The organism is Streptomyces sp. NPDC028907 (assembly GCF_055564995.1).
The window spans coordinates 121997-148156 of the sequence record NZ_JBVHVE010000001.1 but is presented as its reverse complement, the minus strand read 5'-3'; the positions used below and the strand labels follow the sequence as shown (position 1 = coordinate 148156).

The 26160-nt window shown below is 70.8% G+C and carries 24 protein-coding genes and 1 pseudogene; 16 read left to right on the top strand and 9 right to left on the bottom strand.

The annotated features are described in order from the left end of the window. Window position 1: 1 nt before the first annotated feature. Both ACZ4UU_RS00715 and ACZ4UU_RS00710 read left to right on the top strand, forming a co-directional pair. Window positions 2-1018, top strand: a complete 1017-nt coding sequence (locus ACZ4UU_RS00715; protein ID WP_468035643.1) for a 1-aminocyclopropane-1-carboxylate deaminase — start codon at window positions 2-4, stop codon at window positions 1016-1018. Window positions 1019-1167: 149 nt separating this feature from the next. Beyond that, a complete protein-coding gene (locus ACZ4UU_RS00710; RefSeq protein ID WP_468035642.1) occupies window positions 1168-2205 on the top strand; it encodes a LacI family DNA-binding transcriptional regulator in 1038 nt (345 codons plus the stop codon). Window positions 2206-2305: 100 nt separating this feature from the next. Here ACZ4UU_RS00710 and ACZ4UU_RS00705 read toward each other — a convergent pair whose 3' ends face one another. The 7 genes from ACZ4UU_RS00705 to ACZ4UU_RS00675 form a co-directional block, all read right to left on the bottom strand. Further along, window positions 2306-3520 (bottom strand): TerD family protein, encoded by a 1215-nt coding sequence (locus ACZ4UU_RS00705; RefSeq protein WP_468036386.1) that lies wholly within the window; start codon window positions 3518-3520, stop codon window positions 2306-2308. 232 nt (window positions 3521-3752) lie between these two features. Beyond that, window positions 3753-4742, bottom strand: coding sequence for a zinc-dependent alcohol dehydrogenase family protein (locus tag ACZ4UU_RS00700; protein ID WP_468035640.1), 990 nt, complete (start codon window positions 4740-4742; stop codon window positions 3753-3755). After that, window positions 4739-5587: a carbohydrate ABC transporter permease gene (locus tag ACZ4UU_RS00695; RefSeq protein WP_468035638.1), complete on the bottom strand. Its 849-nt coding sequence runs from the start codon at window positions 5585-5587 to the stop codon at window positions 4739-4741. Before ACZ4UU_RS00695 ends, ACZ4UU_RS00700 begins: the two co-directional genes overlap by 4 nt. After that, window positions 5584-6522: a carbohydrate ABC transporter permease gene (locus ACZ4UU_RS00690; RefSeq protein ID WP_468035636.1), complete on the bottom strand. Its 939-nt coding sequence runs from the start codon at window positions 6520-6522 to the stop codon at window positions 5584-5586. The genes ACZ4UU_RS00695 and ACZ4UU_RS00690 overlap by 4 nt, the downstream gene beginning before the upstream one ends. Further along, window positions 6519-7889: an ABC transporter substrate-binding protein gene (locus tag ACZ4UU_RS00685; protein ID WP_468035634.1), complete on the bottom strand. Its 1371-nt coding sequence runs from the start codon at window positions 7887-7889 to the stop codon at window positions 6519-6521. The genes ACZ4UU_RS00690 and ACZ4UU_RS00685 overlap by 4 nt, the downstream gene beginning before the upstream one ends. 86 nt (window positions 7890-7975) lie before the next feature. Next, on the bottom strand, window positions 7976-8743 hold the full coding sequence (locus tag ACZ4UU_RS00680; protein WP_234767651.1) for a DeoR/GlpR family DNA-binding transcription regulator: 768 nt from the start codon (window positions 8741-8743) through the stop codon (window positions 7976-7978). A 344-nt stretch (window positions 8744-9087) separates the two neighbouring features. After that, on the bottom strand, window positions 9088-9897 hold the full coding sequence (locus ACZ4UU_RS00675; protein WP_468035631.1) for an NAD-dependent epimerase/dehydratase family protein: 810 nt from the start codon (window positions 9895-9897) through the stop codon (window positions 9088-9090). A 165-nt stretch (window positions 9898-10062) separates the two neighbouring features. Between ACZ4UU_RS00675 and ACZ4UU_RS00670 the strand changes: the two genes are divergently transcribed. Both ACZ4UU_RS00670 and ACZ4UU_RS00665 read left to right on the top strand, forming a co-directional pair. Next, entirely contained in the window at window positions 10063-11016 is a 954-nt protein-coding gene (locus ACZ4UU_RS00670) for a 5-dehydro-4-deoxyglucarate dehydratase (protein ID WP_468035629.1), read from the top strand. Continuing rightward, a complete protein-coding gene (locus ACZ4UU_RS00665) occupies window positions 11013-12176 on the top strand; it encodes a hypothetical protein (protein WP_468035627.1) in 1164 nt (387 codons plus the stop codon). Before ACZ4UU_RS00670 ends, ACZ4UU_RS00665 begins: the two co-directional genes overlap by 4 nt. On the opposite strand, the gene ACZ4UU_RS00660 is transcribed toward ACZ4UU_RS00665, so the two are convergent. Then, window positions 12113-13342 (bottom strand): MFS transporter, encoded by a 1230-nt coding sequence (locus ACZ4UU_RS00660; protein WP_468035625.1) that lies wholly within the window; start codon window positions 13340-13342, stop codon window positions 12113-12115. The two genes, ACZ4UU_RS00665 and ACZ4UU_RS00660, sit on opposite strands and share 64 nt — an antisense overlap. 263 nt (window positions 13343-13605) lie before the next feature. On the opposite strand from ACZ4UU_RS00660, the gene ACZ4UU_RS00655 reads away from it, so the two are divergent. The 3 genes and pseudogenes from ACZ4UU_RS00655 (at window position 13606) to ACZ4UU_RS00645 (ending at window position 15067) form a co-directional block, all read left to right on the top strand. Next, complete coding sequence (locus ACZ4UU_RS00655) at window positions 13606-14031, top strand: VOC family protein (RefSeq protein ID WP_468035624.1); 426 nt, start codon at window positions 13606-13608, stop codon at window positions 14029-14031. Between the two features lie 39 nt (window positions 14032-14070). Beyond that, a pseudogene (locus tag ACZ4UU_RS00650) lies at window positions 14071-14391 on the top strand (DUF6010 family protein); the annotation flags it as partial. A gap of 79 nt (window positions 14392-14470) precedes the next feature. Further along, window positions 14471-15067, top strand: coding sequence for a TIGR03086 family metal-binding protein (locus ACZ4UU_RS00645; protein WP_468035622.1), 597 nt, complete (start codon window positions 14471-14473; stop codon window positions 15065-15067). Between the two features lie 53 nt (window positions 15068-15120). Here the strand turns inward: ACZ4UU_RS00645 and ACZ4UU_RS00640 are convergent, their stop codons facing one another. Beyond that, window positions 15121-15777 carry a hypothetical protein gene (locus tag ACZ4UU_RS00640; protein WP_468035620.1) on the bottom strand — a complete coding sequence of 219 codons (657 nt, stop codon included), beginning with the start codon at window positions 15775-15777 and terminating at the stop codon, window positions 15121-15123. Window positions 15778-15969: 192 nt separating this feature from the next. Between ACZ4UU_RS00640 and ACZ4UU_RS00635 the strand changes: the two genes are divergently transcribed. The 9 genes from ACZ4UU_RS00635 to ACZ4UU_RS00595 all read left to right on the top strand — a co-directional run bounded on the left by ACZ4UU_RS00635 (window position 15970) and on the right by ACZ4UU_RS00595 (window position 26106). Then, a complete protein-coding gene (locus tag ACZ4UU_RS00635) occupies window positions 15970-16638 on the top strand; it encodes a GntR family transcriptional regulator (protein WP_468035619.1) in 669 nt (222 codons plus the stop codon). Continuing rightward, window positions 16635-17546 (top strand): dihydrodipicolinate synthase family protein, encoded by a 912-nt coding sequence (locus ACZ4UU_RS00630; RefSeq protein WP_468035617.1) that lies wholly within the window; start codon window positions 16635-16637, stop codon window positions 17544-17546. Before ACZ4UU_RS00635 ends, ACZ4UU_RS00630 begins: the two co-directional genes overlap by 4 nt. Next, on the top strand, window positions 17543-19279 hold the full coding sequence (gene araD, locus ACZ4UU_RS00625; RefSeq protein WP_468035615.1) for an L-arabinonate dehydratase: 1737 nt from the start codon (window positions 17543-17545) through the stop codon (window positions 19277-19279). The genes ACZ4UU_RS00630 and araD overlap by 4 nt, the downstream gene beginning before the upstream one ends. 190 nt (window positions 19280-19469) lie before the next feature. Continuing rightward, window positions 19470-20405 (top strand): carbohydrate ABC transporter permease, encoded by a 936-nt coding sequence (locus ACZ4UU_RS00620; RefSeq protein ID WP_468035613.1) that lies wholly within the window; start codon window positions 19470-19472, stop codon window positions 20403-20405. Next, the gene (locus ACZ4UU_RS00615; protein ID WP_468035611.1) at window positions 20402-21301 is read left to right on the top strand and encodes a carbohydrate ABC transporter permease; all 900 of its coding nucleotides are present in this window, start codon (window positions 20402-20404) and stop codon (window positions 21299-21301) included. The genes ACZ4UU_RS00620 and ACZ4UU_RS00615 overlap by 4 nt, the downstream gene beginning before the upstream one ends. Next, window positions 21298-22602: a pectate lyase family protein gene (locus ACZ4UU_RS00610; RefSeq protein ID WP_468035609.1), complete on the top strand. Its 1305-nt coding sequence runs from the start codon at window positions 21298-21300 to the stop codon at window positions 22600-22602. Before ACZ4UU_RS00615 ends, ACZ4UU_RS00610 begins: the two co-directional genes overlap by 4 nt. Further along, a complete protein-coding gene (locus ACZ4UU_RS00605; RefSeq protein WP_468035607.1) occupies window positions 22599-23756 on the top strand; it encodes a Gfo/Idh/MocA family protein in 1158 nt (385 codons plus the stop codon). The genes ACZ4UU_RS00610 and ACZ4UU_RS00605 overlap by 4 nt, the downstream gene beginning before the upstream one ends. After that, window positions 23756-24601, top strand: coding sequence for a DUF6807 domain-containing protein (locus tag ACZ4UU_RS00600; RefSeq protein WP_468035605.1), 846 nt, complete (start codon window positions 23756-23758; stop codon window positions 24599-24601). The genes ACZ4UU_RS00605 and ACZ4UU_RS00600 overlap by 1 nt, the downstream gene beginning before the upstream one ends. Beyond that, window positions 24598-26106 (top strand): glycoside hydrolase family 43 protein, encoded by a 1509-nt coding sequence (locus ACZ4UU_RS00595; protein ID WP_468035604.1) that lies wholly within the window; start codon window positions 24598-24600, stop codon window positions 26104-26106. Before ACZ4UU_RS00600 ends, ACZ4UU_RS00595 begins: the two co-directional genes overlap by 4 nt. The last annotated feature ends 54 nt before the right edge of the window (window positions 26107-26160 follow it).

The window sequence follows — 26160 nt, the reverse complement described above, 5'->3', positions numbered from 1 at the left end:
CATGTCCCTCTCTTCCTACGAGCGTTACCCCCTCCTCTTCGGCCCATCTCCCGTGCACCCCCTGGAGCGCCTCACCGCGCACCTCGGCGGCGCCCTGCTCTGGGCCAAGCGCGAGGACTGCAACTCCGGTGTCGCGTACGGCGGGAACAAGACCCGCAAGCTGGAGTACCTGGTCGCCGACGCGCTGGCCAAGGGCTGCGACACCCTCGTCTCGATCGGTGGCGTGCAGTCCAACCACACCCGCCAGGTCGCCGCCGTCGCCGCCCGCGCGGGCCTCAAGTGCGTGCTGATCCAGGAGAGCTGGGTGGACTGGCCCGACTCCGTGTACGACAGGGTCGGCAACATCCTCGTCAGCCGCCTCGCCGGCGCCGAGGTACGCCTGGTGCGGGCCGGGTTCGGGATCGGCTTCAAGGAGAGCTGGGAGCAGGCGCTCAGGGAGGTCGAGGAGTCGGGCGGCAAGCCGTACGCCATCCCGGCGGGCGCGTCCGACCACCCGCTCGGCGGACTGGGCTTCGCCGGGTGGGCTTACGAAGTCGCCGAACAGGAGAGGGAGTTGGGCGTCTTCTTCGACACGGTGATCGTGTGCTCGGTGACCGGCTCCACCCAGGCCGGCATGGTCGCCGGCTTCGCCGCGCTGGAGGAGGCGGGCGGCCGGCCGCGCCGCGTCCTCGGCATCGACGCCTCGGCCAAGCCCGCCACCACCCGCGAGCAGATCACCCGGATCGCCCACCACACCGGTCAACTCATCGGGGTCAAACGTGAGTTGACCGAGAGCGACGTCGAGCTCGACGACCGTTACCACGCGGGCACGTACGGCATCCCGGACGAGACCACACTCCAGGCCATGCGGCTCGCGGCCGGGACGGAGGGGATGGTCACCGACCCCGTGTACGAGGGGAAGTCGATGGCCGGGATGGTCGACCTGGTCGGCCGGGGGGAGATCGGGCGGGACTCGACCGTGCTGTACGCCCACCTCGGCGGCCAGCCGGCGCTGAACGCGTACAGCGCGCTGTTCTGAGCGGTGGGGCGGTCCGGCGGCGCACCTGAAAGGGGCGCGGGACGGTCTCCACACGCGGCTCCGCCGCGTGGGCGCGACCAGCCACAACGGCGCCGCAGACGACCGTCGACCCTTGCGCGGCCCTTCGGGCGGAGCGCTACAGTGCCCCCGTGCGGGCGGACGATCAGCAGTGGGGGACGAGTGTCGAGCGGCCTGACGGCACTCGCCGCCGGGCCACGATCCATGACGTCGCGAAGCTGGCCGGAGTGTCACGTCAGACGGTCTCCCGCGCGGTCAACGACAAGGGCGAGATCGACCCGGCCACCAAGGAACGGGTGCTGGAGGCGGCTCGGCTGCTGGACTACCGGCCGAGCCGGTTCGCGCGCGGCATGGTGCAGAAGGGTGCCGTGACGGCCGGTCTGGTGATCCCGGACCTGATGAACCCCTTCTTCCCCGAGGTGGCCGCCGGTGTTCTGGAGGCGGCCGAGCAGCGGGGCTGGCAGGTGGTGATGTGGGACTCGCGCATAGACGAGGCCCGCGAGCGGGACGCGCTCGACGTGCTGTCCCACCAGGCCGACGCGATCGTCGGTTACTTCAGGAGCCCCGACGAGGTGCTGGCCCGGCACCTCGGAGGCGTACCGCTGGTGCTGCTGGAGCACGGTCCGCAGCAGACCCGTTTCGCGGCCGTGGGCATCGACGCCGCCGCCGGTCTGGAACAGGGCATGGCCCATCTGGTGGGCGCGGGGCATCGCAGGATCGGCATGCTGGACGGGGTGTACGGACCCGACCCGCGCCGGGAGGCCTTCCTGGAGCAGGTCCGGCGCCACGGCCTGCCGGTCGACGACAGCTGGATCGTGCTGTGTGCCGAGCACAGTGTGGCGGGGGGCGAGGCCGCCATGGAGCGGCTGCTGGACGCCCGGCCCGACATCACCGCCGTCTTCGGCTTCAACGACCTGATCGCCGTCGGAGCCGTGCGCGCCGCCGGGCGCCGGGGCCGACGGGTGCCGGACGACCTGGCCGTCCTGGGCTTCGACGGTCTGTCGCTGGGCGAGCTGGTGGAGCCCGCGCTTACCACCCTCCACATCGACAAACGGAGGCTGGGGCGGCTGGCCGTCGAACAGGTCGCCCGCCTACGAGCAGGCGAGGAACCCCTGCGGGGTGCCGACGCCTGGGTGGTGCCCGAGCTGGTGGTGCGCACTTCGGCCTGAGTCCGGGTGCACCTCGACGCGCGGGAAGTGCCCTCCGCGCACACGCCGGGCGCCCCCTTCGGCCGGGGGCGCCCTGGACGTGGTGCCGCAGATTCGGGCTCTACAGTGCCTGGGCCGCCGGCTTCACCATGCCCCTCACTGTGCGGGACTTCACGAAGTCGCCCATGGCCGTCATCTCCCACTCGCCGGAGAACTGCTTGATCAACTTGGCCATCATCACGCCGGTCTGCGACTCGGCGTTGGTGAGGTCGAAGCGGACGAGTTCCTCGCCGGAGGCGGCGTCGATCAGCCGGCAATAGGCCTTGGCGACCTCGGTGAACTTCTGGCCGGAGAACGAGTTGACCGTGAAGACGAGCCCGGTGACCTCCTGGGGGAGACGTCCGAGGTCGACGGTGATGACCTCGTCGTCCCCGCCGCCCTCACCGGTGAGGTTGTCGCCGGAGTGGCGGATCGCGCCCTGCACGATCTGGAGCTTGCCGAAGTAGCAGCTGTCGATGTGGTTGCGCTGCGGGCCGTAGGCGATGACCGAGGCGTCCAGGTCGATGTCCTTGCCGCGGTACGCCGGCTCCCAGCCGAGGCCCATCTTGACCTGGGAGAGCAGAGGGCGGCCGCCCTTGACGAGGGACACGGTCTGGTTCTTCTGGAGGCTGACGCGGCCCTTGTCGAGGTTGATCTTCCCGGCGCCGGGCGCGGGGGGCGCGGGCGGGGCCGGGGGCGCGGCGGGGGTCTGGGGCACCGGAGGAGCGGACATCGGCGGGGCGGGCGGGGTGGCCGGGGGCGTCATGGTGGGCTGCGGCGGGGCCACGGGGGCGGCCGGGGCCGGTTCCTCGACCGTCACGCCGAAGTCGGTGGCGATGCCGGCCAGGCCGTTGGCGTAGCCCTGGCCGACGGCGCGGGCCTTCCAGGCGCCGTTGCGGAGGTAGACCTCGACGATCACCAGTGCCGTCTCGGTGCCGAGCTGCGGGGGCGTGAAGGTGGCCAGGACGCTGTTGTCGTCCGCGTTGCGGATGGTGGCCGTGGGTTCGATGCCCTGGAAGGTCTGGCCGGTGGCGTCCGGGCTGGCGGTGACGACGATCTTCTCGATGCCGGGGGGTACGGCCGTGGTGTCGACCGTGATCGCGTCGGGGCTGGTGCCGCCGCCGGAGCGGTAGGTCACGCCGGGGCCGCTCGGCTGGTTGTAGAAGATGAAGTCGTCGTCGGAGCGCACCTTGCCGTCGGCGGTGAGCAGCAGGCCCGATACGTCGAGCCGCACCGGGGCGGCGACGTCCACCGTCACGCGCGCGGTGGAGAGAGGGATGTTCGAGCCGGGGGTCATAGCTGTCATGCCGGGTGAACGAGCGGGGGCGTTTTACCGTTCCCTTACCTGGCGACCATTTGGCGGATGCGAGGCGGTGGGACGGACCAACGGGTCTCGCCCCCGCCGCCCCTACCCGTCCCTTCCCTGGGGGCTGCGCCCCCAGACCCCCGCTGTCGGCCCTGCGGGCCTCGTCCTCAAACGCCGGACGGGCTGAAGGATCCTGGGGCGGAGCCTCAGGATGATGGGAAACCTATGGGACCACCACGATCTTTCGGCCCACTCCGGAGGCGAACTGCTGCAGGGCCTCCGGATACCGGTCCAGTGGGATGCGGTCGCTGATGAAGATCTCCGGGTCGAGGACCCCGTTGGCGAACAGTTCCGCCGCGCGCTCGAAGCTGTGGAGGACGGCCATCGAACCTGTGATGGTGATCTCCTGGTTGTAGATGCGGTACGGGTCGATCGTCACCCGGGTCGAGTAGTCCGCCACCCCGAACTGGAGGAAGGTGCCCGCCTTGGCCACCCGGTCCAGGCCGTCCTGGATCGCGGCAGCGTTGCCGGTGGCGTCGACGACGAGGTCCCAGCCCTGGGGGCGGTCGAGCTCGTCGGGGTTCGCGGCGGAGGCCGAGACGCCGAGCCTGCGGGCCGTCTCCAGGCGCTGCGGGTTGACGTCCACGACGTCCACGCTCGCCGCCCCCGTCCGCTTGGCGAGCTCCAGCATCATCAGGCCCATCGTGCCGGACCCGTAGATGAGGACGTGGGCGCCGAGGCGGGACTGGAGGACGTCGTAGCCGCGGACCGCGCAGGACAGGGGCTCGACCAGGGCCGCGTCCTCGGTGCGGACGTGCTCGGGGAGCCGTACGCAGTTCGCGACCGGCGCCACCGCGTACTGCGCCGCGCCGCCCGCCGTGGTCACGCCGATGGCCGCCCAGCGCTCGCAGAGGTTGTTGTGGCCCGTACGGCAGTAGCGGCATTCGTAGCAGTACAACGACGGGTCCACCGCCACCCGGTCGCCCACCGACAGCTCCGTGACCCGGGTACCGACCCCGACCACCTCGCCCGCGAACTCGTGCCCGGGCACGATCGGCAGCTTGGGCGCGAACTCGCCCTGGAGGATGTGCAGATCCGTGCCGCACAGGCCGCAGGCCGCGACGTCGACCACCACCTCCCGGGGGCCTGGTGTCGGGTCGGGGACCTCGGCGACGACTGCCTTGCCCACGGACTCGATGACGGCGGCCTTCATTTCACGGCTCCCAACGACAGGCCCTGGACCAGCTTGTCCTGGGCGGCGAACCCCGCGGCGAGCACCGGCAGGGAGATGACGAGCGACGCGGCGCACACCTTCGCCAGGAAGAGGCCCTGGCTGGTGATGAAGCCGGTCAGGAAGACGGGGGCTGTCTCCGCCACCACGCCGGTCAGCACGCGGGCGAACAACAGCTCGTTCCAGCTGAAGATGAAGCAGATGAGGGCCGTCGCGGCGATGCCCGGCAGGGCGATGGGGGCCACCACGCGGGCCAGGATCGTCGGCAACCGCGCGCCGTCCACCCGCGCCGCCTCGATGATCGCCACCGGGATCTCGGCGAGGAAGGACTGCATCATCCACACCGCGATCGGCAGGTTCATGGAGGTGTAGAGGATGACCAGCAGCCAGATGTTGTCGAGCATGTCCGTGTTCTTCGCGAACAGGTACAGCGGCAGCAGGCCCGCCACGGCCGGCAGCATCTTCGTGGAGAGGAAGAAGAACAGGACGTCGGTCCACTTCTTCACCGGGCGGATCGACAGGGCGTAGGCGGCCGGCAGGGCGAGGACCAGGACGAACAGGGTCGAGGCCACCGACGCCACCGTCGAGTTGATCAGCGCCGGCCAGGGGCTCGCGCCACCGCCCGCGCCGAAGAACTCGCGGTAGCCGTCCAGCGTCAGTGACGCAGCGAAGGACGGCGGGTTGGTCGCCGCGTCCTCCTCGGAGTGGAAGGACGTCAAAGCCATCCACGCGATCGGCAGGAAGAACAGGATCCCGAGCAGCCAGGCCACCAGGCCGAGGCCAACTCCCTTGCGGCGGCTGCGAAGTCGTACGGCCACTGCACTCATGCGCGCGACACCTCCTCGCGGAACAGGGACGACACCACGCGCAGCGCGAAGGTCGCGATGATGATCGAGCCGATGACCACCAGGACGCCCGCGGCCGAGGCGAGGCCGTTCTCGTGGGCCTGGTAGAAGCTCTGGTAGACGGTGTAGGGGAGGTTGGCGGTGCCCAGGCCGCCGGACGTGATCGTGAAGACCGCGTCGAAGTTCTGGACGATGTAGATCGAGCCCAGCAGGGCGCCGAGTTCGAGGTAGCGGCGCAGGTGGGGAAGGGTGAGGTGGCGGAAGATCTGCCAGTCGCTCGCGCCGTCGACCCGCGCCGCCTCGATCTGCTCGTGGTCACGGCTCTGCAGGCCGGCCAGCAGGATCAGCATCATGAACGGCGTCCACTGCCATACCAGGGAGGCCTCGACCGCGAGGAGGGGTGTGTTGGAGATCCAGTCCGGCTGTGGGCCGCCCACATAGTGCAACAACCCATTGAACAGGCCGTATTCGGGGTTGTAGAGCACATGTTTCCAGAGCAGGGCCGCCGCCACCGGGACCACCAGGAACGGGGCGATCAGCAGGGTGCGGACCACCCCGCGGCCCTTGAACTTCCGGTCCAGGAGCAGGGCCAGGATCAGCCCCAGCACCAGGCTGGCCAGCACCACCGCGACCGTCAGCAGCACGGTCGTCCAGACCGAGTGGCGCAGGTCCGCGTCGGTGAGGACTTCCTGGTAGTTGTCGATGCCGGTGAACCTGCGGGCGTCCGGGTAGAGGGAGTTCCAGTCGAAGAACGAGATCACCAGCGTGGCCACGAACGGCAGCTGGGTCACCACGATCATGAAGATCAGGGCGGGGAGCAAGGGGGCCCGGGTCGCCCAGGCGCGCAGCCGGGCGGAGGGCGGACGGGTGGTGCCTACCTCAGTCGTGGCCACCGGGGCCGTGGTTGTCGCTGTCATCGCCCCTCGTACTCCTCGGAGATCTTCTCGGCGAGCTGCTGGGACTTCTTCAGGGCCGAGTCGACGGACTGGCGCCCGGCGATGGCCGCGCTGATCTCCTGGGAGACCTTGGTGCCGAGGTCGGTGAACTCGGGGATGCCGACGAACTGGATGCCGGGCGCGGGGCGCGGCTGTACGCCGGGGTCGTTCGGGCGGGCGCCCTCGATGGCTTCCTTCGTCATCTCCTGGAAGGCGGCCGCCTCCTCGCGGTACGCCGGGTTGGCGTAGGTGGAGGCACGCTTGCCGGCCGGCACGTTGGACCAGCCGATCTCGTCGCCGACCAGTTGCTCGTACTGCTTGCTGGACGCCCAGGAGACGAACTTCCAGGCCTTGTCGGGGTTGCGGGACGCCTGCTGGATGCCCCACGCCCAGGTGTAGAGCCAGCCGGCGGACTCGGTCTTCTCTACGGGGGCCGGCGCGTAGCCGACCTTGCCCTTGACCGGACTGTTCGCCGACTCCAGGGAACCGGCCGCCGAGGTGGCGTCGTACCACATGGCGACCTTGCCCTGGGTCATGTTGTTCAGGCACTCGGCGAACCCGGACTGGGCGGCTCCGGACTCACCGTGTTCGCGGACCAGGTCGACATAGAACTTCGTCGCCTTCTCCCACTCGGGGGAGTCCAGCCGCGCCTTCCAGTCCTTGTCGAACCAGGTGCCGCCGAAGGTGTTCACCACGGTGGTGAGCGGGGCCATCACCTCGCCCCAGCCCGGCAGCCCGCGCAGGCAGATGCCCTTCATGCCGGGCTCGGCGCCGTCCGTCTTCGCCGCGAGGTCGGCCACCTGCTGCCAGGTGGGGTGCGCCGGCATCGTCAGGCCCTCCTTCTCGAAGACGTCCTTGCGGTACATCAGGAAGGACGACTCGCCGTAGAAGGGCTGGCCGTAGAGCTTGCCGTCGTCGCCGGTGAGGGACTGGCGCATCGGTTTGAGTACGTCCTGCTCGTCATACGCCGGGTCCTTGGCGACGTACGAGTTCATCTCGTGCAGCCAGCCGTTGCGGGCGTAGATCGGTATCTCGTAGTTGGAGAGGGTGGCGACGTCGTACTGGCCCGCCTGGTTGGCGAAGTCCTGGCTGATCTTGTCGCGGACGTCGTTCTCGGGCAGGACGGTGAAGTTGACCTTGATGCCGGTCTCTTCGGTGAAGCGGGGGGCGAGTTTCTGCAACTCGGTCATCTGGGGGTTGTTGACCATGAGGACGTTGATCGAGTTGCCGCCCGACCCCGCCCCGCCGGCTCCGACCCAGCAGCCGGAGAGCAGCGGGGCGAGCAGCGTCCCTGCGGCGGCCATGGCGAGCGTGGCTCGCGGTGGCCGTCGTCGGCTCTGGGTTCGCATGGATCGCTCCTGGACGATTGGTGAAAATGGGGAGATAAGGGGCGGTCGGAGGCGTGCGGGTGCCTCCAGGGGGGTGGGTTCGGTTGTCAGACGCGGATGACCTGGGGGCCCTGCAGCGAGTAGCGATGAGCCTCTGCCGCGGGGAGCTGGGTGCTCGTCACGATCGTCTCCAGTGCGCCGATGTCGGCGAACCGGCAGAAGCTGACCGCTCCGAACTTGGTGTGCACACCCGCGAACACCGTGCGGCGCGAGGCTCGGATCGCCTGCGCCTTGACCTCGCTGACGGCCGGGTCGGGAGTGGTCAGGCCGTGCTCGCGGGAGATGCCGTTGGCACCGATGAACGCCAGGTCGATGACGAATCCGGCCAGCATCTTCGTCGTCCAGTGGTCGACGGTGGCGAGGGTTCCGGACCGCACCCGGCCGCCGAGCAGCAGCACCGAGACCTGCTCGGCCTCGGCGAGGGCACCCGCGACCGGCAGGGAGGCGGTGACCACGGTCAGCGGCCGGTCGGTGGGCAGGGACTCGGCGATGAGCTGTGGGGTGAAGCCCTCGTCGACGAAGACGGTCTCGGCGTCCCCGAGCAGCTCGGCCGCGGCGGCCGCGATCCGGCGTTTTTCGGGGACATGGCTGGTGGCGCGGAAGGCGAGCGTCGTCTCGAAGCCGGCGCTCTCCACGGGGTATGCGCCGCCATGGGTGCGGCGGAGCAGTCCGTGGTCCTCCAGGACGCGCAGATCCCGCCGTACGGTCTCCTTGGCCACGCCCAGTTCGGCGGCGAGGGCGGTGACGTCGACGGAGCCGCTCGCGCGGGCGGCGCGGACGATCTCGCGCTGGCGTTCCTCCGCTGTTCTGTTCATGGTCGTCACCTGCCTCGCTGTGCTGCCCGTTCGGGCCCTCCTGTGGCCCATGGGGGAAGTTCTACAGCGGGTGCGGGGTGGTGACCAGGTCTGTTACCGGGGTGATACTGCCCGGTGTGTGCCCGTTCGGTCTTGTGGGTGCCCGGGGCGGACTCAGGGCTCGGGTGGTGCGGTCGTGTGGTGTCCGCGGGTGTGTTGTGGCTGGTCGCGCAGTTCCCCGCGCCCCTGAGGGGCGCTGTGGTGCCGTGGCCCGGTCTGCTGGAGTCGGGCTCGAGTGCTGCCCGAACATGGCGGCGGGCGGGCCCGTTCGGTGCCCGCCCGCCGTCTGCGACGACTTTTTCCGGTCAGTACGGCCAGATCGGGGGGTCGCAGACGAAGTGGCCGCCCAGGTAGGCGTGCGCGATGTTGTCCGGGTCCAGCTCGCCCTGCTCGGCGACGAGCTTCTCGGCGTACGGCTCGGAGTCGTCCTGGGGGTCGTAGCCGAGGGAGCGGGCGGTGGTCAGGTCCCACCACAGGCGGGTGTTCGCGGAGGAGCCGTAGACGACCGTGTGCTCGACGTTCTCGGCGGTCAGGGCCGCGTGGAAGAGGCGGGCGCCGTCGGCCGGGCTCATCCACACCGAGAGCATGCGCACGCTGGTCGGCTCGGGGAAGCAGGAGCCGATGCGCACGGACACCGTCTCCAGGCCGTGCTTGTCCCAGTAGAACTGTGCGAGGTCCTCGCCGAAGGACTTGGACAGGCCGTAGAAGGTGTCCGGGCGGCGCGGTGCGTCGATGGGGATCAGGGGGTCGTCGCCCTGGGGGCGGGGCGTGAAGCCGACCGCGTGGTTGGAGGAGGCGAAGACGACGCGTCCGACGCCCTCCTCGCGGGCGGCCTCGTACAGGTTGTAGGTGCCCTCGATGTTGGCGCGCAGGATCTTCTCGAACGGGGCTTCCAGCGAGATGCCGGCGAGGTGGATGATCGCGTCGACGCCCCGTACGGCCTCGCGCACCGCCTCCCGGTCGCCGAGGTCGGCGACGACGGCGTCCGGCTCGCCCTCGACGGGGCGCAGGTCGAGCAGCCGCAGCTCGTAGCCGTACGCCGGGAGCAGCTCCCGCATCAGGGTGCCGAGGCCGCCGGCGGCGCCGGTGAGCAGAACGGTGCGGGGCGCTGGCATCCTCGGTTCTCCTTGAGTCATCGGCCTCATGCGTGCACGGTATTCACATTCATGGACTAGTTAAGGATCACCGTCCCCTTTCGTCAAGGGTGGCGTAAGGGGCGTTCATAAATGTAAACTTTGATCAGAATCCTGCACTCGCCCGTTCTCTTCCAGGGAGAGCCCGTGACGCCTGCCCCCCTCGCCGCACGCCTCAGCGTCCCCGGCGGGCCGCTGTTCTTCCCCGTCACCGCCTACGGCCCCGACGGCACGGTCGACCTCGACACCTACCGCACCCATGTGCGCCGGGGCGTCGAGGCGGGCGCCGCCGCCGTGTTCGCCTGCTGCGGAACCGGGGAGTTCCACGCGCTGACGCCCGAGGAGTACGAGGCGTGCGTCCGGGCGGCCGTCGAGGCGGCGGACGGACGGGTACCGGTCGTCGCGGGCGCCGGGTACGGCACCGCGCTCGCAGTGCGGTACGCGCGGCTGGCCGAGGGGGCCGGGGCGGACGGGCTGCTCGCCATGCCGCCGTATCTCGTCCTCGCCGGGCAGGAGGGCCTGCTGCGGCACTACCGGGAGGTCGCGGCGGCCACCGCGCTCCCCGTGATCGTCTACCAGCGCGACAACGCCGTGTTCACCCCGGCCACCGTCGTCGAGCTGGCCCGCACGGACGGTGTCATCGGTCTCAAGGACGGCCTCGGCGACCTGGACCTCATGCAGCGGATCGTCAGCGCCGTACGCTCCGAGGTCCCCGGCGACTTCCTCTACTTCAACGGCCTGCCGACCGCCGAACAGACCCAGCTCGCCTACCGCGCGATCGGCGTCACCCTCTACTCCTCCGCCGTCTTCTGCTTCGCCCCGGAGATCGCCCTCGCCTTCTACCGGGCGCTGGAGGCGGGCGACCACATGACCGTCACCCGCCTCCTGGACGGCTTCTACCGTCCGTTCGTCGAACTGCGCGCCCAGGGCCGCGGATACGCCGTAGCCCTGGTCAAGGCCGGCGTACGGATGCGCGGCCTGGACGTGGGGGAGGTCCGCCCGCCGCTGCACGAGCCGGGCGAGGATCATGTGAAGCAGCTCGCCGAGGTGATCGAGCGCGGATACGCGCTGCTGGAGAAGGAGCCGGAGGACACCAAGTGAAGGCGTCGACATTCGTCTACCCGTGGGACGTCAACGGGGATCCGGAGGCACCCGGGAGGATCGCCGCCCTCGGCGTGCGACAGGTGACGCTCGCCGCCGCCTACCACTCCACCCGGGCCCTCACCCCCCGCCACCCCCGCCACCGCATCGTCACCGCCGAACACGCGGCCGTGCTGTATCCGACGGACGACCGGTGGCAGGGCCGCGCGCTGCGCCCGTACCCGGCCGGTGACTGGGCGCCAGGCGACGCCTTCGGCGAGGCGGCCGCCGCGCTCACGGCCGCCGGTCTGGAGGTGCACACGTGGGTGGTCCTCGCCCACAACTCCCGCCTGGGCGCCGAGCACCCGGACACCTCGGTGGTCAACGCCTACGGTGACCGCTATCCCTGGGCCCCGTGCATCGCGCAGCCCGCCACGCGCGCGTACCTCGTCGAACTGGCCGCCGAGGCCGCCGTACGCCCCGGAGCGCACGGCACGGAACTGGAGTCCCTCGGCTGGTACGGCCTGCAGCATCTGCACGCGCACGACAAGACCGGCGGGGTGCCGCTCGGCGACGCCGGGATGTACCTGATGGCGCTCTGCTTCTGCCCGACCTGCGAGGAGGGCTACGGCGCACAGGGCCTGGACGCCGACGAGCTGGCGGCCGCCGTACGCGCGGCCCTCGAACCGCTGTGGCAGGGCACCGTCGCCGACGAGGGCTGGGCCGGGGTCGAGAAGCTGCTCGGCGAGTCGATCGCGGCGGCCACGCGCGCGTGGCGCGACGAAACCGCCCGCACGCTCCAGGAGACCGCGGTCCGCGCGGTACGCCAGGCCGCCCCCGACGGCTTCCAGGTCCTGCTGCACGCCGACCCGGTGACCCACCACGTCGGCGCCAACCCAGGCGTCGACCCCGAGCACATCCTCTCCGTCGCCGACGGCGTGGTCGTACCCTGCGCCGGCGGCCCCGCCCTGCTCACCCCCTTCGCCGAACAGGGCCGCCAGAGCGCGGTCATCGCAGCCAACCTCGGTGTGGTCTCCGGCATGGGCGGCAGCCCCGGCACCCTCGCGTCGGACGCGGCACGCGCGCGTGAGCTGGGGGCCACCGAGATCCGGCTCTATCACGCGGGGTTGGCGTCCGACGGGGACCTGGTGGCGGTACGGGAGGGACTCGCCGCCCTCTGACGCAGCAGCGGTGCGGCGGCAAGCAGCCACGCCGGGCCCAGGACGCTCAACAGCAGCCGTACGTCGAGCAGTTCGACCAGCGCCGCTCCCGCCGCCAGCCCGATGACGTTCGGCGTGAAGACGAGCGTGTTGGCCGTGGCCGCCGTGCGGCCGAGGAGGCCGTCCGGGGTCTCGCGCTGCACGGCGGTGAGCGCGGCGATCAGCACGCAGGGCAGCCCCGCGCCGATCGCCGCGCTGCATGCCAGGGCCACCGCATCAAACGGGACGGCCCGCAGACCGGCCGCGAGGGCCGCGAGGGCGATGCCGTACGCGGCGAACCGGCGTTCGCCGAGCCGGCGCAGCGCCGGGCCGGAGAGCAGCCCGATCGCCACCGAACCGGCGCCCTGGACGGCGTACAGCACACCGGCGTACGCGGGGGCGTGCCCGAGGCCGTCGATGACGGCGTAGATCAACGCGCCGTTGAGACCGGCGCAGAGCATGGTGGCGCCGCCGGCCAGGACGAGGGGACGCAGCCGGGGGTGCGACCAGAGGAAGCGAGCTCCCTCGGCGGCCCGCTCCCGCCGGCCGGCCCTCGGCGGCTCGGGCCTGCTCTCGCGGACGCGGAGGCAGGCGTACAGGCCGCTCGCGACCACGAACGTCACCGCGTCGAGCAGGGCGACGCTCGCGCCGCCGTACCCCGCGTAGACGGCGGCGCCGGCCGGTGGGGCGAGGAGTTTCATGCCCTCGGTGGCCGTCATGCGCAGCCCGTTGAAGTCGCCCAGCAGGGGCCTCGGCACGGCGGCGGTGACGAGGGCGGACTCGGCGGCGTCGTGGACGACTCCCGCGGCGCCGTAGACGAACAGGACCGCGAAGAGGAGCCACAGACGGTCCGGGGAGTCGACGGTGAAGAGGGTGAGCAGGAGGACGGCCAGCAGGAGGTTCGCGCCGATCAGCAGCGGTTTGCGGCGGGTGCGGTCGGCGAGCGCGCCGAGGAGCGGACCGGCCAGGGTGGGCGCCCACATGGCGAGCAGGCACAGCGCGGCCAGGCCGTCGGAACCGGTGAGGTCCTTGACCCAGACGCCGGACACCAGCCACAACGCCGAGGTGCCGAAGCCGGAGACCACGACTCCGGTGAGATAGAGGGCGGCGTTGCGGTCGCGCAGGACGCGGGGGAGGGGCGTCGTCATGCCACGCCATCGTGCGGCTAAGGCGGGGGCGCAGGGATGGGGGAAGTGCCTTAGATATGGTGAACAGTGCGCCAATTCCCTGTGGGCGACCTTGATTTGCTCGTGACTCGGGGATGGAAGAGGGCGTGGAGTTCGAAGAGTCGACGATCGCGGAGACGTCGCCCACCATGCGGCGGAGCCGGTCTGCTGACGTCCGGCCGGGAGTACGGTGACGGTCCGTCGGATTCCAGGCGGGCCGTTTTGGTTTCCCGGAAGGTGAATCGATGAGGACTCTGCACTTCGGTCTCCGAGTGACCGACCTCGAACGGTCGCTCGCCTTCTACAGGGCCGTGGGTTACGAATTGATCGGAAGCGTCCCGGAGACACCCTTCGGCAGCCTGACGATGCTCAAGCTGCCGGGCGACGACTTCGTCGCCATCGAACTCGTCCATGATCCCGCAGGGAAACACGGGGGCGCCCCCGGTGGCGGTGGTGCCCTCAACCACTTCGTCATCAAGGTGGAGTCGATGGAGACCACTCTCACCGAACTCGCCGCGTGCGGTGTCGAGGCCGAGGCGCCAGTGTCGCCGGACGGTTCCGACGACTTCCTGACATCTTGGCTCACCGATCCCGACGGCAACCGGATCGAATTGGTGCAATGGCCCGCGGGACATCCCGATGGGATCACCGGCGCGGACTGGACGGACTGAGGTGTCGGCGGCCCGGCGGGAATCCGTCGGAGGCTGTCGGGCGGCTGGGAGTTCGCATTCACCGCACTGGTCACCTACGTGGCGTATCGCGGCCTGGACTCCTGGACCTTCATCGGCATCGGCTGGCTGCTGCACACCGCCTGGGACATCGTCCACCACATCGAAGGCAACCCGATCATCCCCTTCCTCCACACCTCGTCCCTGGGCTGCGCGATCTGCGACCCGGTGATCGCGCTGTCGTGTTTCGCGGGCGGGAAGACGCGGAGGGAGTCGATGGGGTGGGTGCGGGGTGTCCGGGGGCGGAGGGACGGGGCGGGGGGCGTGGCTCGGGGAGAAGTGGCTCGGGCGGGGGCCCGGTGACAGAAGGCCGGGCCGGCCGATGAGTTTCGCCGGCGCCGTCGGTCCACCCTTCAGGAACAGACCCGTGAGGAGCCGGACCATGACCGACACGAGCACCCTCGACCTCGGACCGCAGACGCGTGTCATCGCCCGTCTCGCCGACGGCGTCGCCGATGACCAGCTGTCGGGGCCGACGCCCTGTCCGGAGCTGGCGGTGCGGAATCTGCTGGGGCACCTGCTCGGACTGACCGTGGCCTTCCGCGATGCCGCCCGCAAGGACCTCGGCGTCACGACCGACACCAGCCCCGACTCCGCCGTACCGGACATCGGGCCGGGGTGGCGCGAGGAGCTGCCCAAGGTGCTGGACGAGCTGGCCGAGGCGTGGCGGGCACCCGGCGCCCGGAGCGGGATGACCCGCGCGGGCGGACTGGACCTGCCGGGCGAGGTGGCTGCCGCCGTGGCCGTGGACGAGCTGGTGATCCACGGCTGGGACCTGGCCCGCGCGACCGGCCAGGACTACGCCCCCGACCCTGCCGCCTTGCAGGCCTCGCACGACTTCCTCCTCGCCGCCGTCGACGACCCCGACCGGGGCCAGATCTTCGGACCCGTGGTGCCGGTCCCCGCCGACGCGCCCCTGCTCGACCGGGCGATCGGGCTGAGCGGACGGGACCCCGGCTGGGGGCCGCAGGGACGCTGAGCCAGGGCCTGTCGTTCGGATCACGCCGGCGTCGCGGGGCCAAACGACAGGCCCTAGCCGACCTGATGCTCCACCCGGTGCCGCAGATACTCGTCGGGGTGCGTACGCGCGATGTGCACCGCCTGCGCGACCAGGTCGTGGAGCTCGGCGGGGTAGTGGCGCGGGTTCAGGGGCAGTCCGGGGAGGATGCAGCGGCGGACGTCGAGGTCGTCGTTGGCCACGAACTCACGGAGTGTGGCCTCGTGCCAGGTGGCGCGGAGGTCGGCCACGGCGTCGGACTCGGCTTTGCTCTCGGGCGTCGGCACCCGCGTCTGCCCGCCGCGGAACCTCAGCGGTGCCTGCGCCCAGTACCAGGCGCGGGCCGCTCCGGCGCGCTCGGCGTCGGTTCCCGACCGCACATACTCGATCAACGCGGACTGCACCCGTCGGCACCCGAACACGGTTACCGCGGCCTCCACGAACAGCCGGTTGTGGCTGGGGTCGGGATCGAGGACGGCCGTGCGCAGCAGCGGCTCGAAGAGCTGGTCGGGGAGGGCGCCGACATCGCGAAGGGCCCGCCGGAACGCCGTCCGTGCCTGGCCCTGCCAATCCCGGTCGTACGGCACCCCGGCGTGCAGGCCGACACCCATCCGCCGGGCCAGTTCGGCCAGTTGCAGACGGAACGCCGATGTCCGGTCCTGCGGTCGACCGGGAAGCGGTGCGAACGTCATCGGGTGTGTCCTCCCTGAAGGGATCCGTCGCGGCAGCGTACGCCCGCGGCCCCAACTTCCTTTGTCAGAAGCATTGACGAACCCTGCGCTCCCTCCTACCTTCATCGCGTCGTACTTCGTACGTCATATATGAGACGCGATACGTGAGATCCCATACGCGAGAGCCATCCCGCGAAGATCCGAGAGGCGCGCATGACCTCTGTGCCCACGCCGATCCCCTCGCGCACGCAGTACGTGCTGGAGGAGATCAAACGACGCATCCTCACCGGGCAGTTGACGCCCGGTCAGGCCCTGGTCGAGACCGAGCTCGCCGCGCAGTTCGGGGTGTCCAAGACCCCGGTCCGCGAGGCGCTCAAGACGCTGGCCGGGACCGGTCTTGTCGTGATGAGCCAGTACAAGGGCGTCACGGTGCGCATGGTGGACGCGGACATGGCGCGCGAGGTCTACGACGTGCGGCTGCTCCTCGAACCCGAGGCGCTCAAGCGGGCCGTGAAACGGGGCGCGTCCCTCGCCGCCGCCCGTGACGCGCTGACCCGCGCCGACGCGGCCGGCGACACCGCCGAACGCTCCCTCGCCAACCGGGAGTTCCACCGCGCCCTCTATCTGCCGTGCGGCAACCCGCTGCTCGGCCGGATGCTCGACGAGGTACGCGACCAGGCCGCCCTGGTCTCGGCCGTCGCCTGGGCCGCCTCGCCCTCCTGGGAACGGGAGGCCGGCGAGCACCGGGAGATCCTGCGGCTCGCGCTGGAGGGCGACGCGGACGGCGCCGCGCGCGCCCTGCACGCCCACATCGCGTCGTTCGTGCAACGGGCCTTCCCCGACGCGGAGGTCGAGGCCCAGGGAGAGGACGGTCCGGCATGACCACGACGTTCGAGACCCAGCGGACGGCCCTGGCCGACGTGGTGGCGATCCCGGTGACCCCGTTCACCGAGGACGGTCGCGTGGACCAGGACGCCCACCGGGCCCTGCTGCGTCGACTGCTCGACGGCGGCATCACCACGCTCACCCCCAACGGCAACACCGGCGAGTTCTACGCCCTCAGCCCCGAAGAGCGCCGCCTGGTCACCGAGCTGACCGTCGAGGAGACCCGCGGCCGTGACGCCGTCCTCCTGGTCGGCGTCGGCCACGACGTGCCCACCGCCATCGCCTCCGCCCGGCACGCCCGCGAGCTCGGCGCCCAGATGGTGATGGTCCACCAGCCCGTCCACCCCTACGTCTCCCAGAACGGCTGGGTCGACTACCACCGCGCCATCGCCGAAGCCGTGCCCGAGCTCGGCGTCGTCCCGTACATCCGCAACTCCCAGCTCGGCGGCGCCCGCCTCGCCGAACTCGCCGACGACTGCCCGAACGTCATCGGAGTGAAGTACGCCGTCCCGGACGCCGCCAGGTTCGCCGCCTTCGCACGGGACGCGGGCCTGGAACGCTTCGTGTGGGTCGCCGGACTCGCCGAGCCCTACGCCCCCTCCTACTTCTCCGCGGGCGCCACCGGCTTCACCTCCGGACTCGTGAACATCGCCCCGTCCGTCTCGCTGAACATGATCGAAGCGCTTCGATCCGGCGACTACCCGGCCGCCATGAAGGTCTGGGAGCAGATCCGCCGCTTCGAGGAACTGCGTGCCGCGAACGGCTCCGCCAACAACGTCACCGTCGTCAAGGAGGCCCTGGCCTCGCTGGGGCTGTGCCGCCGGGACGTGCGCCCGCCCAGCCGGGAACTGCCCGAGGGCGAGCGCGCCGAGGTCGCCGCCATCGCCGCCGGGTGGTCGATATGACCGACAGAGAGCGCTTGAGCCCGGAGGAACTGCGCAGCCACCAGTGGTACGGCACCGAGGGCCAGCTGCGCACCTGGTCGCACAACGCCCGTATGCGCCAGCTCGGCTACGAGGCGGAGGAGTACCGGGGCCGCCCGGTGATCGCCGTCCTCAACACCTGGTCCGACATCAACCCCTGCCACGTGCATCTGCGCGAGCGGGCCGAGGCGGTCAAGCGGGGGGTGTGGCAGGCCGGGGGCTTCCCGCTCGAGTTCCCGGTCGCCACGCTCTCGGAGACGTACCAGAAGCCGACCCCGATGCTCTATCGCAACCTGCTCGCGATGGAGACGGAGGAGTTGCTGCGGTCGTATCCGATCGACGCGGCGGTCCTGCTCGGCGGCTGCGACAAGTCGACGCCGGCGCTGCTCATGGGCGCCGCCTCGGCCGACGTACCGTCGATCTTCGCTCCCGCGGGGCCGATGCTGCCCGGCCACTGGCGCGGTGAGACCCTCGGGTCCGGCACCGACATGTGGAAGTACTGGGACGAGCACCGCGCGGGCAACCTCACCGACTGCGAACTGCGTGAACTCCAGGGCGGGTTGGCGCGCTCCCCCGGGCACTGCATGACCATGGGAACCGCCTCCACGATGACCGCGGCGGCCGAAGCCCTCGGCATGACACTGCCGGGCGCCTCCTCGATCCCGGCCGTCGAGTCCGGGCACGAGCGGATGGCCGCCGCCTCCGGGCGCCGCGCGGTGGAGCTGGCCTGGACCGGGCTCAAGCCGTCGGAGATCCTCACCCGCGAGGCCTTCGAGGACGCCGTCACCACGGTGCTCGGGCTCGGCGGCTCCACCAACGCGGTCATCCACCTGATCGCCATGGCCGGCCGCGCGGGCGTCAAGCTCACCCTCGACGACTTCGACCGCATCGCGCGTACCGTGCCGGTGCTCGCGAACGTCCGGCCCGGCGGACAGACGTACCTCATGGAGGACTTCTACTTCGCCGGCGGCCTGCCCGCCTTCCTGTCCCGGATCCCCGACCTGCTGCACCTGGACCGGCCGACGGTCAACGGCACTCTGGGCAAGCAGCTCCAAGGCGCCGTCGTCCACAACGACGACGTCATCCGCACCCGCGACAACCCGGTCGCACGCGAGGGTGGGGTCGCGGTCCTGCGCGGCAACCTCTGCCCGGACGGCGCCGTCATCAAGCACATCGCCGCCGAGCAGCACCTGCTCAAGCACACCGGGCGGGCGGTCGTCTTCGACGACTACAAGACGATGCAGCGCACCATCAACGACCCCTCCCTCGGCATCACCGCCGACAGCGTCCTCGTCCTGCGCAACGCCGGCCCCAAGGGCGGCCCGGGCATGCCCGAGTACGGCATGCTGCCGCTGCCCGACCATCTGCTCAAGCAGGGCGTACGGGACATGGTCCGGATCTCCGACGCCCGGATGAGCGGCACGAGTTACGGCACGTGCGTGCTCCACGTGGCGCCGGAGTCGTACGTCGGCGGCCCGCTGGCGCTCGTGCGGACGGGGGATCCGATCACCCTGGACGTCGAGTCGCGCACACTCCATCTCAGCGTCGAGGACGAGGAGTTGGAGCGGCGCAGGGCCGAGTGGACCCCGCCGCCCACCCGCTACGAGCGCGGCTACGGCGCGCTCTACAACGAGCAGATCACGCAGGCTGACACCGGCTGCGACTTCGAGTTCCTGGCCCGCCCGGGCAAGTACCCGGACCCCTACGCCCTTTAGGGGCGCGGGGCTGTATCGATCTGCGGCTCCGCCGCGGAGCGCGACCAACCACGACGCACCCGCAGCCGCCGCCCAACCGCAAACGGCACCCCGTACCGCGCAACCCGGCCAACCTCTACCCAGCGAGAAAGCGCTTCCTGCACCAAAAAAGCAAGCCGCACGCACGACGTACCAAGAACGGAGACCAGTCATGGCCCAAGCCGCAGCCGTGGCGAAACCGCCCGCGCCACCCCGGCGACGCCGTGCCTCCGCCACGCCGCGCAGGCTCCCGTATCTGCTGATCGCCCCGGCGGCCCTGCTCATGCTGGGCTTCATCGCCTACCCGGTCATCAGCGTCTTCTACTACAGCCTGCAGGAGTACAACCCCACCAAACCGTGGCGGAACGGCTTCGCCGGCCTCGACAACTTCGTCCACGCCTTCACCGAGGACCCGCTGTTCTGGGACACGCTGGTCTTCAGCGCCAAGTGGGTGTTCGTCGAGGTCGGGCTCCAACTGCTGTTCGGTCTGGCGCTGGCGTTGATCGTCAACCAGACCTTCGTGGGCCGGGGGCTCGGCCGCGCCATGGTCTTCTCCCCGTGGGCCGTCTCCGGCGTGCTGACCTCCGCGATCTGGGTGCTGCTCTACAACTCCCAGACGGGCATCACCCGTTATCTCGCCGACATGGGCATCGGCTCCTACGGCACCAGCTGGCTGTCGGACACCGGGACCGTGTTCTGGGCCGCGGTCGTCGCCGACCTGTGGCGCGGCGTGCCCTTCTTCGCGATCCTCATCCTCGCCGACCTCCAATCCGTCTCGAAGGACCTGTACGAGGCCGCCGAGGTCGACGGGGCCAGCCGGATCAAGCAGTTCTGGCACATCACCCTGCCGCACCTGAAGGACGCGATCATCCTGTCCACACTGCTGCGCGCGGTGTGGGAGTTCAACAACGTCGACCTGCTCTACACGCTGACCGGCGGCGGACCCGCGGGCGTGACCACGACCCTGCCGCTGTACATCGCCAACACCAGCGTCGACGCCCACAACTTCGGTTACGCGTCGGCCCTGACCACGGTCGCGTTCGTGATCCTGCTCTTCTGCTCGGTCGTCTATCTGCGCCTGAGCAAGTTCGGAGGCGAGAACAAGTGATCACCAAGGAGGCCACCGAGGTCGCTCCCGTGCCCGCGACCGTCGTCCCCGAACCACCGCGATCGGCGAAGAAGAGCCACCGCGCCTGGGACGAGGCTCCCCGCTGGCAGATCTACCTGCCGCTGGGCATCTACCTCGTCTTCACCCTGATCCCGTTCTACTGGATCCTGCTCTTCTCCCTGCGCCCGGCCGGCTCGACCTCGCTGCTGCCCTGGCCGATGACCTTCGATCACTTCGAGAAGGTATGGACGGAGCGCAGCTTCGGCGTCTACTTCCAGAACAGCGTGCTCGTCGGTGTCGCGACCCTGGTCATGACGACTCTGGTCGCGCTGGCCGGCGGCTACGCGCTCGCCCGGTTCAACTTCAAGGTCAAGCAGGCCTTCATGCTGGCCCTGCTGTGCTCCCAGTTCGTGCCCGGCGCGCTGCTCCTGGTCCCGCTGTTCGAGATCTTCGCAGAGCTGCAGATGATCAACTCCCTCGGCAGCGTCATCCTCGCGGAGACGGTCTTCCAACTGCCGCTGTCGATCATCCTGATCAGCAACTTCATCAAGAACGTGCCGTACTCCCTGGAGGAAGCCGCCTGGGTCGACGGCTGCGGCCGGATGAAGGCGTTCCGGATCGTCGTCCTGCCGCTGCTGCGGCCGGGTCTGATCGCCGTAGGCTCCTTCGCCTTCGTGCACTCCTGGAACCACTTCCTGTTCGCCCTGATGTTCCTCAACAACCAGGAGAAGCAGACCATCCCGGTCGGCCTCAACACCCTGATGGGCGCGGACAGCGTCGACCTGGGCGCGCTCGCCGCGGGCGGCATCATCGCGGCCGTGCCCGTCGTGATCGTGTTCGCCTTCATCCAGAAGTGGCTGATCACGGGGTTCAGTGCCGGGGCGGTGAAGGGATGACGAGCCGAAGGGGACTTCAACTGGCCGTCCTCGCCGGGATGCTGGGCCTCGCGCTCAGCGCCCCGGCCGGGGCCGAGGCCCGCGACATCAGCCGCGACACCCTCGCCCCGAACGACGGCTGGGCGGCGGCCGACGGTGGTACCACGGGGGGTTCCACCGCCGACGACGCCCATGTCTTCACCGTACGCAACCGGAGTGAGCTGGTCCGCGCGCTCGACGGGGGCAGTGCCACGCCGAAGATCATCAAGATCGCCGGCACCATCGACGCCAACACCGACGACGACGGCGACCACCTGGACTGCGCCGACTACGCCACCGACGGCTACAGCACCAAGAAGTACCTGGCCGCCTACGACCCCCGCACCTGGGGTTCCGCCAAGCCGAGCGGCCCGCTGGAGGAGGCCCGGCAGGCGTCGGCGGCCAGGCAGGCCGAGCGGATCGAGCTGGCCGTCGGCTCCAACACCACCATCGTGGGCCTTGGCGACAAGGCCGTACTGAAGGGCGCGAGCCTCCAGCTCAGGGGCGCGGACAACGTCATCGTCCGCAACCTCGAACTCCGCGACGCCTACGACTGCTTCCCCGTCTGGCAGCCCAACACCGGCGGCCTCGGCGACTGGAAGACGGCCTACGACAACATCTGGCTGCGCGGCGCCACCCACGTCTGGATAGACCATGTGACCCTCAGCGACAAGGGCCACCCGGACGAGAAGGAGCCCACCTACTTCGGCCGCAACTACCTCCGTCACGACGGCCTGCTCGACATCACCAACGCCTCCGACCTGGTCACCGTCTCCTGGAGCCGGTTCGCCGACCACGACAAGGCGATCCTCATCGGCAACGGCGACACCGCGACCGGGGACCGGGGCAGGCTGCGGGTCACCCTGCACCACAACGAGTTCGACTCCGTCGTCCAGCGTGCCCCGCGCGTCCGCTTCGGGCAGGTGCACCTCTACAACAACCGGTACGTCGTCCCGGCCGACGCCCACGACTACCGCTACTCCCTCGGCGTGTCGACCGAATCCGCGATCTACGCCGAGAACAACGCCTTCACCACCCCCGGCCACATCGAGGTCGCCGACCTGGTCAAGAGCTGGAACGGCACCGCCCTCCACCAGTCCGGCACGCTCTTCAACGGCTATCCGGTGGACCTGCTGGCCATCCACAACGCCTACAACTCCGGCAGCGAGCGCGATCTCACGGCCGACGTCGGCTGGACACCTACCCTGCACACAAAGATCGACAGCGCCGCCACGGCCGACCGCGAGGTGGCACGCGGCGCGGGCGCAGGGAGGATCCCATGAGCACTGCCGTACCCATCGTCCTCGCGGGCGCGCGCGGCCACGGCCGCTGGCACCTCGACAACATCCGCCGGCTCCAGGACAAGGGGATCGTCCGGCTGGCCGGGATCTGCGAGCTCACCCCGCTGACGGAGGAGGAACTGCCGGAGGGCCTGGGCTCGCCCGAGCAGTCCGCCGACTTCGGCGCGCTCCTCGACTCAACCGGCGCGAGCGTCGCCGTGATCTGCACGCCGATCCCGACCCACACCGACCTGGCCCTGACGGCCGCCCGCAGGGGCGTGCACGTCCTGCTGGAGAAGCCGCCCGCCCCGTCGTACGCCGAGTTCCGGCGCATGGCCGACGGGGTCGCCGAGGCCGGGGTCGTCTGTCAGATCGGCTTCCAGTCGCTGGGCTCGCGCGCCGTGCCCGCGATCCGGGAGCTGATGGCCGAGGGCGCGATCGGCGAGATCGTCGGGATCGGCGGTGCCGGTGCCTGGGCGCGGGCCGAGGCGTACTACCGGCGGGCGCCCTGGGCGGGCAAGCGGCGCCTGAACGGCGTCGACGTCATCGACGGCGTGCTGACCAACCCGCTCGCGCATGCCGTCGCCACCGCCCTCGCGCTGGGCGGCACGGTGCACGCCGAGGACGTCACCGCCATCGAGACCGAGCTGCTGCGCGCCAACGACATCGAGTCCGACGACACCTCCTGCGTCCGCGTCACCACCGCGCACGGCCCCCGGGTCGTCGTCGCCGCGACCCTGTGCGCCGAGGACCCCGACGAGCCGTACGTCGTCGTCCACGGCGACCGCGGCCGGATCACCTTCTGGTACAAGCAGGACCGCGTCCTGCTCCAGCGCGCGGGCCACGGCCCCGAGGAGTTCGAGTACGACCGCACGGACCTGCTGGAGAACCTCGTCGAGCACCTGACCGACGGCACCCCTGTGCTGGTCACACCCGACTCGACCGGCGCCTTCATGAAGGTCGTCGAGGCGATCCGGCTGGCCCCCGACCCGACCCCGCTGCCCGACGGCACCTGGCACCTGCTCCCCGACGAGCAGCGCCGGGTCGTGCCCGGCATCGACGGCCTGGTCGCGGCCGCCGCCGACACCCTCGCCCTCTACTCCGAGCTGGGCGCCGCCTGGGCGCTGCCGGCGAGAACGAAAGAGGTGAGCACCTGATGACCCCCCACGACACCGCGGTGCTGCGCGTCGCGGGCCGCCCCGTCGGCCGGTACGTCACCCGGCCCGAACTGCCGCCCCGGCTCGCCCCACGCCCCTACCTGCACCCCGTCACCACCCTGGCCGGCACGGCGGTCACCGAGCTCAGCCCCGCCGACCACATACACCACCTCGGCGTCGGTGTCGCGGTTCCCGACGTCGAGGGGTCCAACTTCTGGGGCGGACGCACCTACGTCCGCGACCAGGGCCCGACCGAACTGGACAACCACGGCGCCCAGCGGCACTCCTCCTTCCAGTTGCGCGACCCCGACGGCTTCGTCGAGGAACTGCGCTGGGTGGCCGCCGGAGCCGAGCTGCTGCGCGAGCGCCGTACGGTCGCGGCCACCGAACTCACCGAATTCGCCTGGGCGCTGGACTTCACCTTCTCCCTGACCAACGTCACCTCCGGCCCGTTGTCCATCGGCAGCCCAGCCACCAACGGCCGTCCCGGCGCGGCGTACGGCGGCTTCTTCTGGCGGGCCCGCAAGGAGGACTCGGCGCCGGACGTGTTCACCGTCGACCGCGAGGGCGAGCAGCAGATCCACGGCACCCGCGCCCCCTGGGTGGCCCTCACCGGCTCCACCTGGACCCTGATCTTCGCCGGGGCCACCGAACGGACCCGCCAGGACCCGTGGTTCGTGCGCGCCGAGGAGTACCCCGGCGTCGGCTCCTCCCTCGCCTCCGGGGAACGGCTGCCGCTCCCGGCCGGCGAGACCGCCGTACGCCGGATCGTCACCGTCGTCGCCGACGGCCGGATCAGCCGGCTCGAAGCGGCCTCCCTGGTCCGCAAGGCGGTGAGCCCGTGACCGCCGCGACGTACACGAACCCCGTCCTGAACGCCGACTGGTCCGACCCGGACGTCGTCCGCGTCGGCGACGACTTCTACCTCACCGCCTCCAGCTTCGGCCGCGCCCCGGGCCTGCCCCTGCTGCACTCCCGTGACCTGGTCAACTGGACCCTGGTCGGCCACGCCGTCGACCACCTGGAACCGGCCGAGGAGTTCGCGGTCCCGCGCCACGACTGCGGAGTCTGGGCTCCTTCCCTGCGCCACCACGACGACCGCTTCTGGATCTTCTGGGGCGACCCCGACCAGGGCATCTTCCAGGTCAACGCCCCCGAGATCCGCGGCCCGTGGACCCGGCCGCACCTGGTGAAGCGGGGCAAGGGCCTCATCGACCCCTGCCCCCTCTGGGACGACGAGACCGGCGAGGCCTACCTCGTGCACGCCTGGGCCAAGTCCAGGTCCGGGGTGAAGAACCGGCTCACCGGCCACCGTATGCACCCCGACGGCACCGAACTCCTCGACGAGGGCAAGCTGATCGTCGACGGCGACCGGATCCCCGGCTGGTTCACCCTCGAAGGCCCGAAGCTCTACAAGCACGACGGCTGGTTCTGGATCCTCGCGCCCGCCGGGGGAGTGGAGACCGGCTGGCAGGGTGCCTTCCGGTCACGCGAGTTCTTCGGGCCGTACGAGGAGAGAATCGTCCTCGAACAGAAGGACACCGACGTCAACGGCCCCCACCAGGGCGGCTGGGTGCGCACCCACTCCGGCGAGGACTGGTTCCTGCACTTCCAGCAGCGGGGCGCGTACGGCCGTGTCGTCCACCTCCAGCCGATGCGGTGGGGCGCCGACGGCTGGCCGGTGCTCGGCGACGACGGTGCCCCCGTCGCCGTACACCGCAGGCCCGACCTGCCGCCGCAGCCGCCCGCCGCGCCCGCCACCGACGACGACTTCCCCGGCGGACGCTTCGGACGCCAGTGGTCCTGGACCGCCACCCCGCAGGACGGCTGGGCCACCCAGCACTCCGGCGACGGCCTCAAGCTGGCCTGCGTCCGCTCTGCCGACGCCCACGACCTGCGCAGACTGCCGAGCATCCTTACCCAGCGACTGCCGGGCACGCCCTGCGCGGTCGAGGTGGAACTGCGGCTGGACAGCGAGGAGCCGGACGCACGGGCGGGGCTCGCGGTGCTCGGGGACGCGTTCGGCTGGATCGGGCTGCAACGGGCGAGCGACGGGACGGTCCACCTGGTGCACCGGTTCGCGGAGGGGGTCGCCGACCGGGAGCGGGACGCCGATCACGCGCGGATCGCGCCCGAGGGGCGGGCGCGGCTGCGGATCGAGATCGGCGCCGGGGCCCGCTGCCGCTTCCTCTTCGACACCGGAGAGGGCTTGCGACCTTCCGGTCAGGTCTTCGCCGCCACCCCCTGGCGCTGGGTCGGCGCACTGCTCGGCCTGTTCGCGCTCGCGCCCGTCGGCCCGGGGCCGGCCGGCGCGGCGACCTTCACCCACTTCAGGATCAGCGCCGCGTAACTCACCCACGTACCCACCCCCCACACTCACCCCCACTTTTGAAGCCTGTTGGGA

Excerpts from the sequence above, each read along its gene's own strand:
- ACZ4UU_RS00715 (WP_468035643.1), top strand. The coding sequence starts at position 2 with ATGTCCCTCTCTTCCTACGAGCGTTACCCCCTCCTCTTCGGCCCATCT.
- ACZ4UU_RS00705 (WP_468036386.1), bottom strand. The coding sequence starts at position 3,520 with ATGACCCCCGGCTCGAACATCCCTCTCTCCACCGCGCGCGTGACGGTG.
- ACZ4UU_RS00700 (WP_468035640.1), bottom strand. The coding sequence starts at position 4,742 with ATGAAGGCCGCCGTCATCGAGTCCGTGGGCAAGGCAGTCGTCGCCGAG.
- ACZ4UU_RS00695 (WP_468035638.1), bottom strand. The coding sequence starts at position 5,587 with ATGAGTGCAGTGGCCGTACGACTTCGCAGCCGCCGCAAGGGAGTTGGC.
- ACZ4UU_RS00690 (WP_468035636.1), bottom strand. The coding sequence starts at position 6,522 with ATGACAGCGACAACCACGGCCCCGGTGGCCACGACTGAGGTAGGCACC.
- ACZ4UU_RS00685 (WP_468035634.1), bottom strand. The coding sequence starts at position 7,889 with ATGCGAACCCAGAGCCGACGACGGCCACCGCGAGCCACGCTCGCCATG.
- ACZ4UU_RS00680 (WP_234767651.1), bottom strand. The coding sequence starts at position 8,743 with ATGAACAGAACAGCGGAGGAACGCCAGCGCGAGATCGTCCGCGCCGCC.
- ACZ4UU_RS00675 (WP_468035631.1), bottom strand. The coding sequence starts at position 9,897 with ATGCCAGCGCCCCGCACCGTTCTGCTCACCGGCGCCGCCGGCGGCCTC.
- ACZ4UU_RS00660 (WP_468035625.1), bottom strand. The coding sequence starts at position 13,342 with ATGACGACGCCCCTCCCCCGCGTCCTGCGCGACCGCAACGCCGCCCTC.
- ACZ4UU_RS00655 (WP_468035624.1), top strand. The coding sequence starts at position 13,606 with ATGAGGACTCTGCACTTCGGTCTCCGAGTGACCGACCTCGAACGGTCG.
- ACZ4UU_RS00645 (WP_468035622.1), top strand. The coding sequence starts at position 14,471 with ATGACCGACACGAGCACCCTCGACCTCGGACCGCAGACGCGTGTCATC.
- ACZ4UU_RS00640 (WP_468035620.1), bottom strand. The coding sequence starts at position 15,777 with ATGACGTTCGCACCGCTTCCCGGTCGACCGCAGGACCGGACATCGGCG.
- ACZ4UU_RS00635 (WP_468035619.1), top strand. The coding sequence starts at position 15,970 with ATGACCTCTGTGCCCACGCCGATCCCCTCGCGCACGCAGTACGTGCTG.
- ACZ4UU_RS00630 (WP_468035617.1), top strand. The coding sequence starts at position 16,635 with ATGACCACGACGTTCGAGACCCAGCGGACGGCCCTGGCCGACGTGGTG.
- araD (WP_468035615.1), top strand. The coding sequence starts at position 17,543 with ATGACCGACAGAGAGCGCTTGAGCCCGGAGGAACTGCGCAGCCACCAG.
- ACZ4UU_RS00620 (WP_468035613.1), top strand. The coding sequence starts at position 19,470 with ATGGCCCAAGCCGCAGCCGTGGCGAAACCGCCCGCGCCACCCCGGCGA.
- ACZ4UU_RS00610 (WP_468035609.1), top strand. The coding sequence starts at position 21,298 with ATGACGAGCCGAAGGGGACTTCAACTGGCCGTCCTCGCCGGGATGCTG.
- ACZ4UU_RS00605 (WP_468035607.1), top strand. The coding sequence starts at position 22,599 with ATGAGCACTGCCGTACCCATCGTCCTCGCGGGCGCGCGCGGCCACGGC.
- ACZ4UU_RS00600 (WP_468035605.1), top strand. The coding sequence starts at position 23,756 with ATGACCCCCCACGACACCGCGGTGCTGCGCGTCGCGGGCCGCCCCGTC.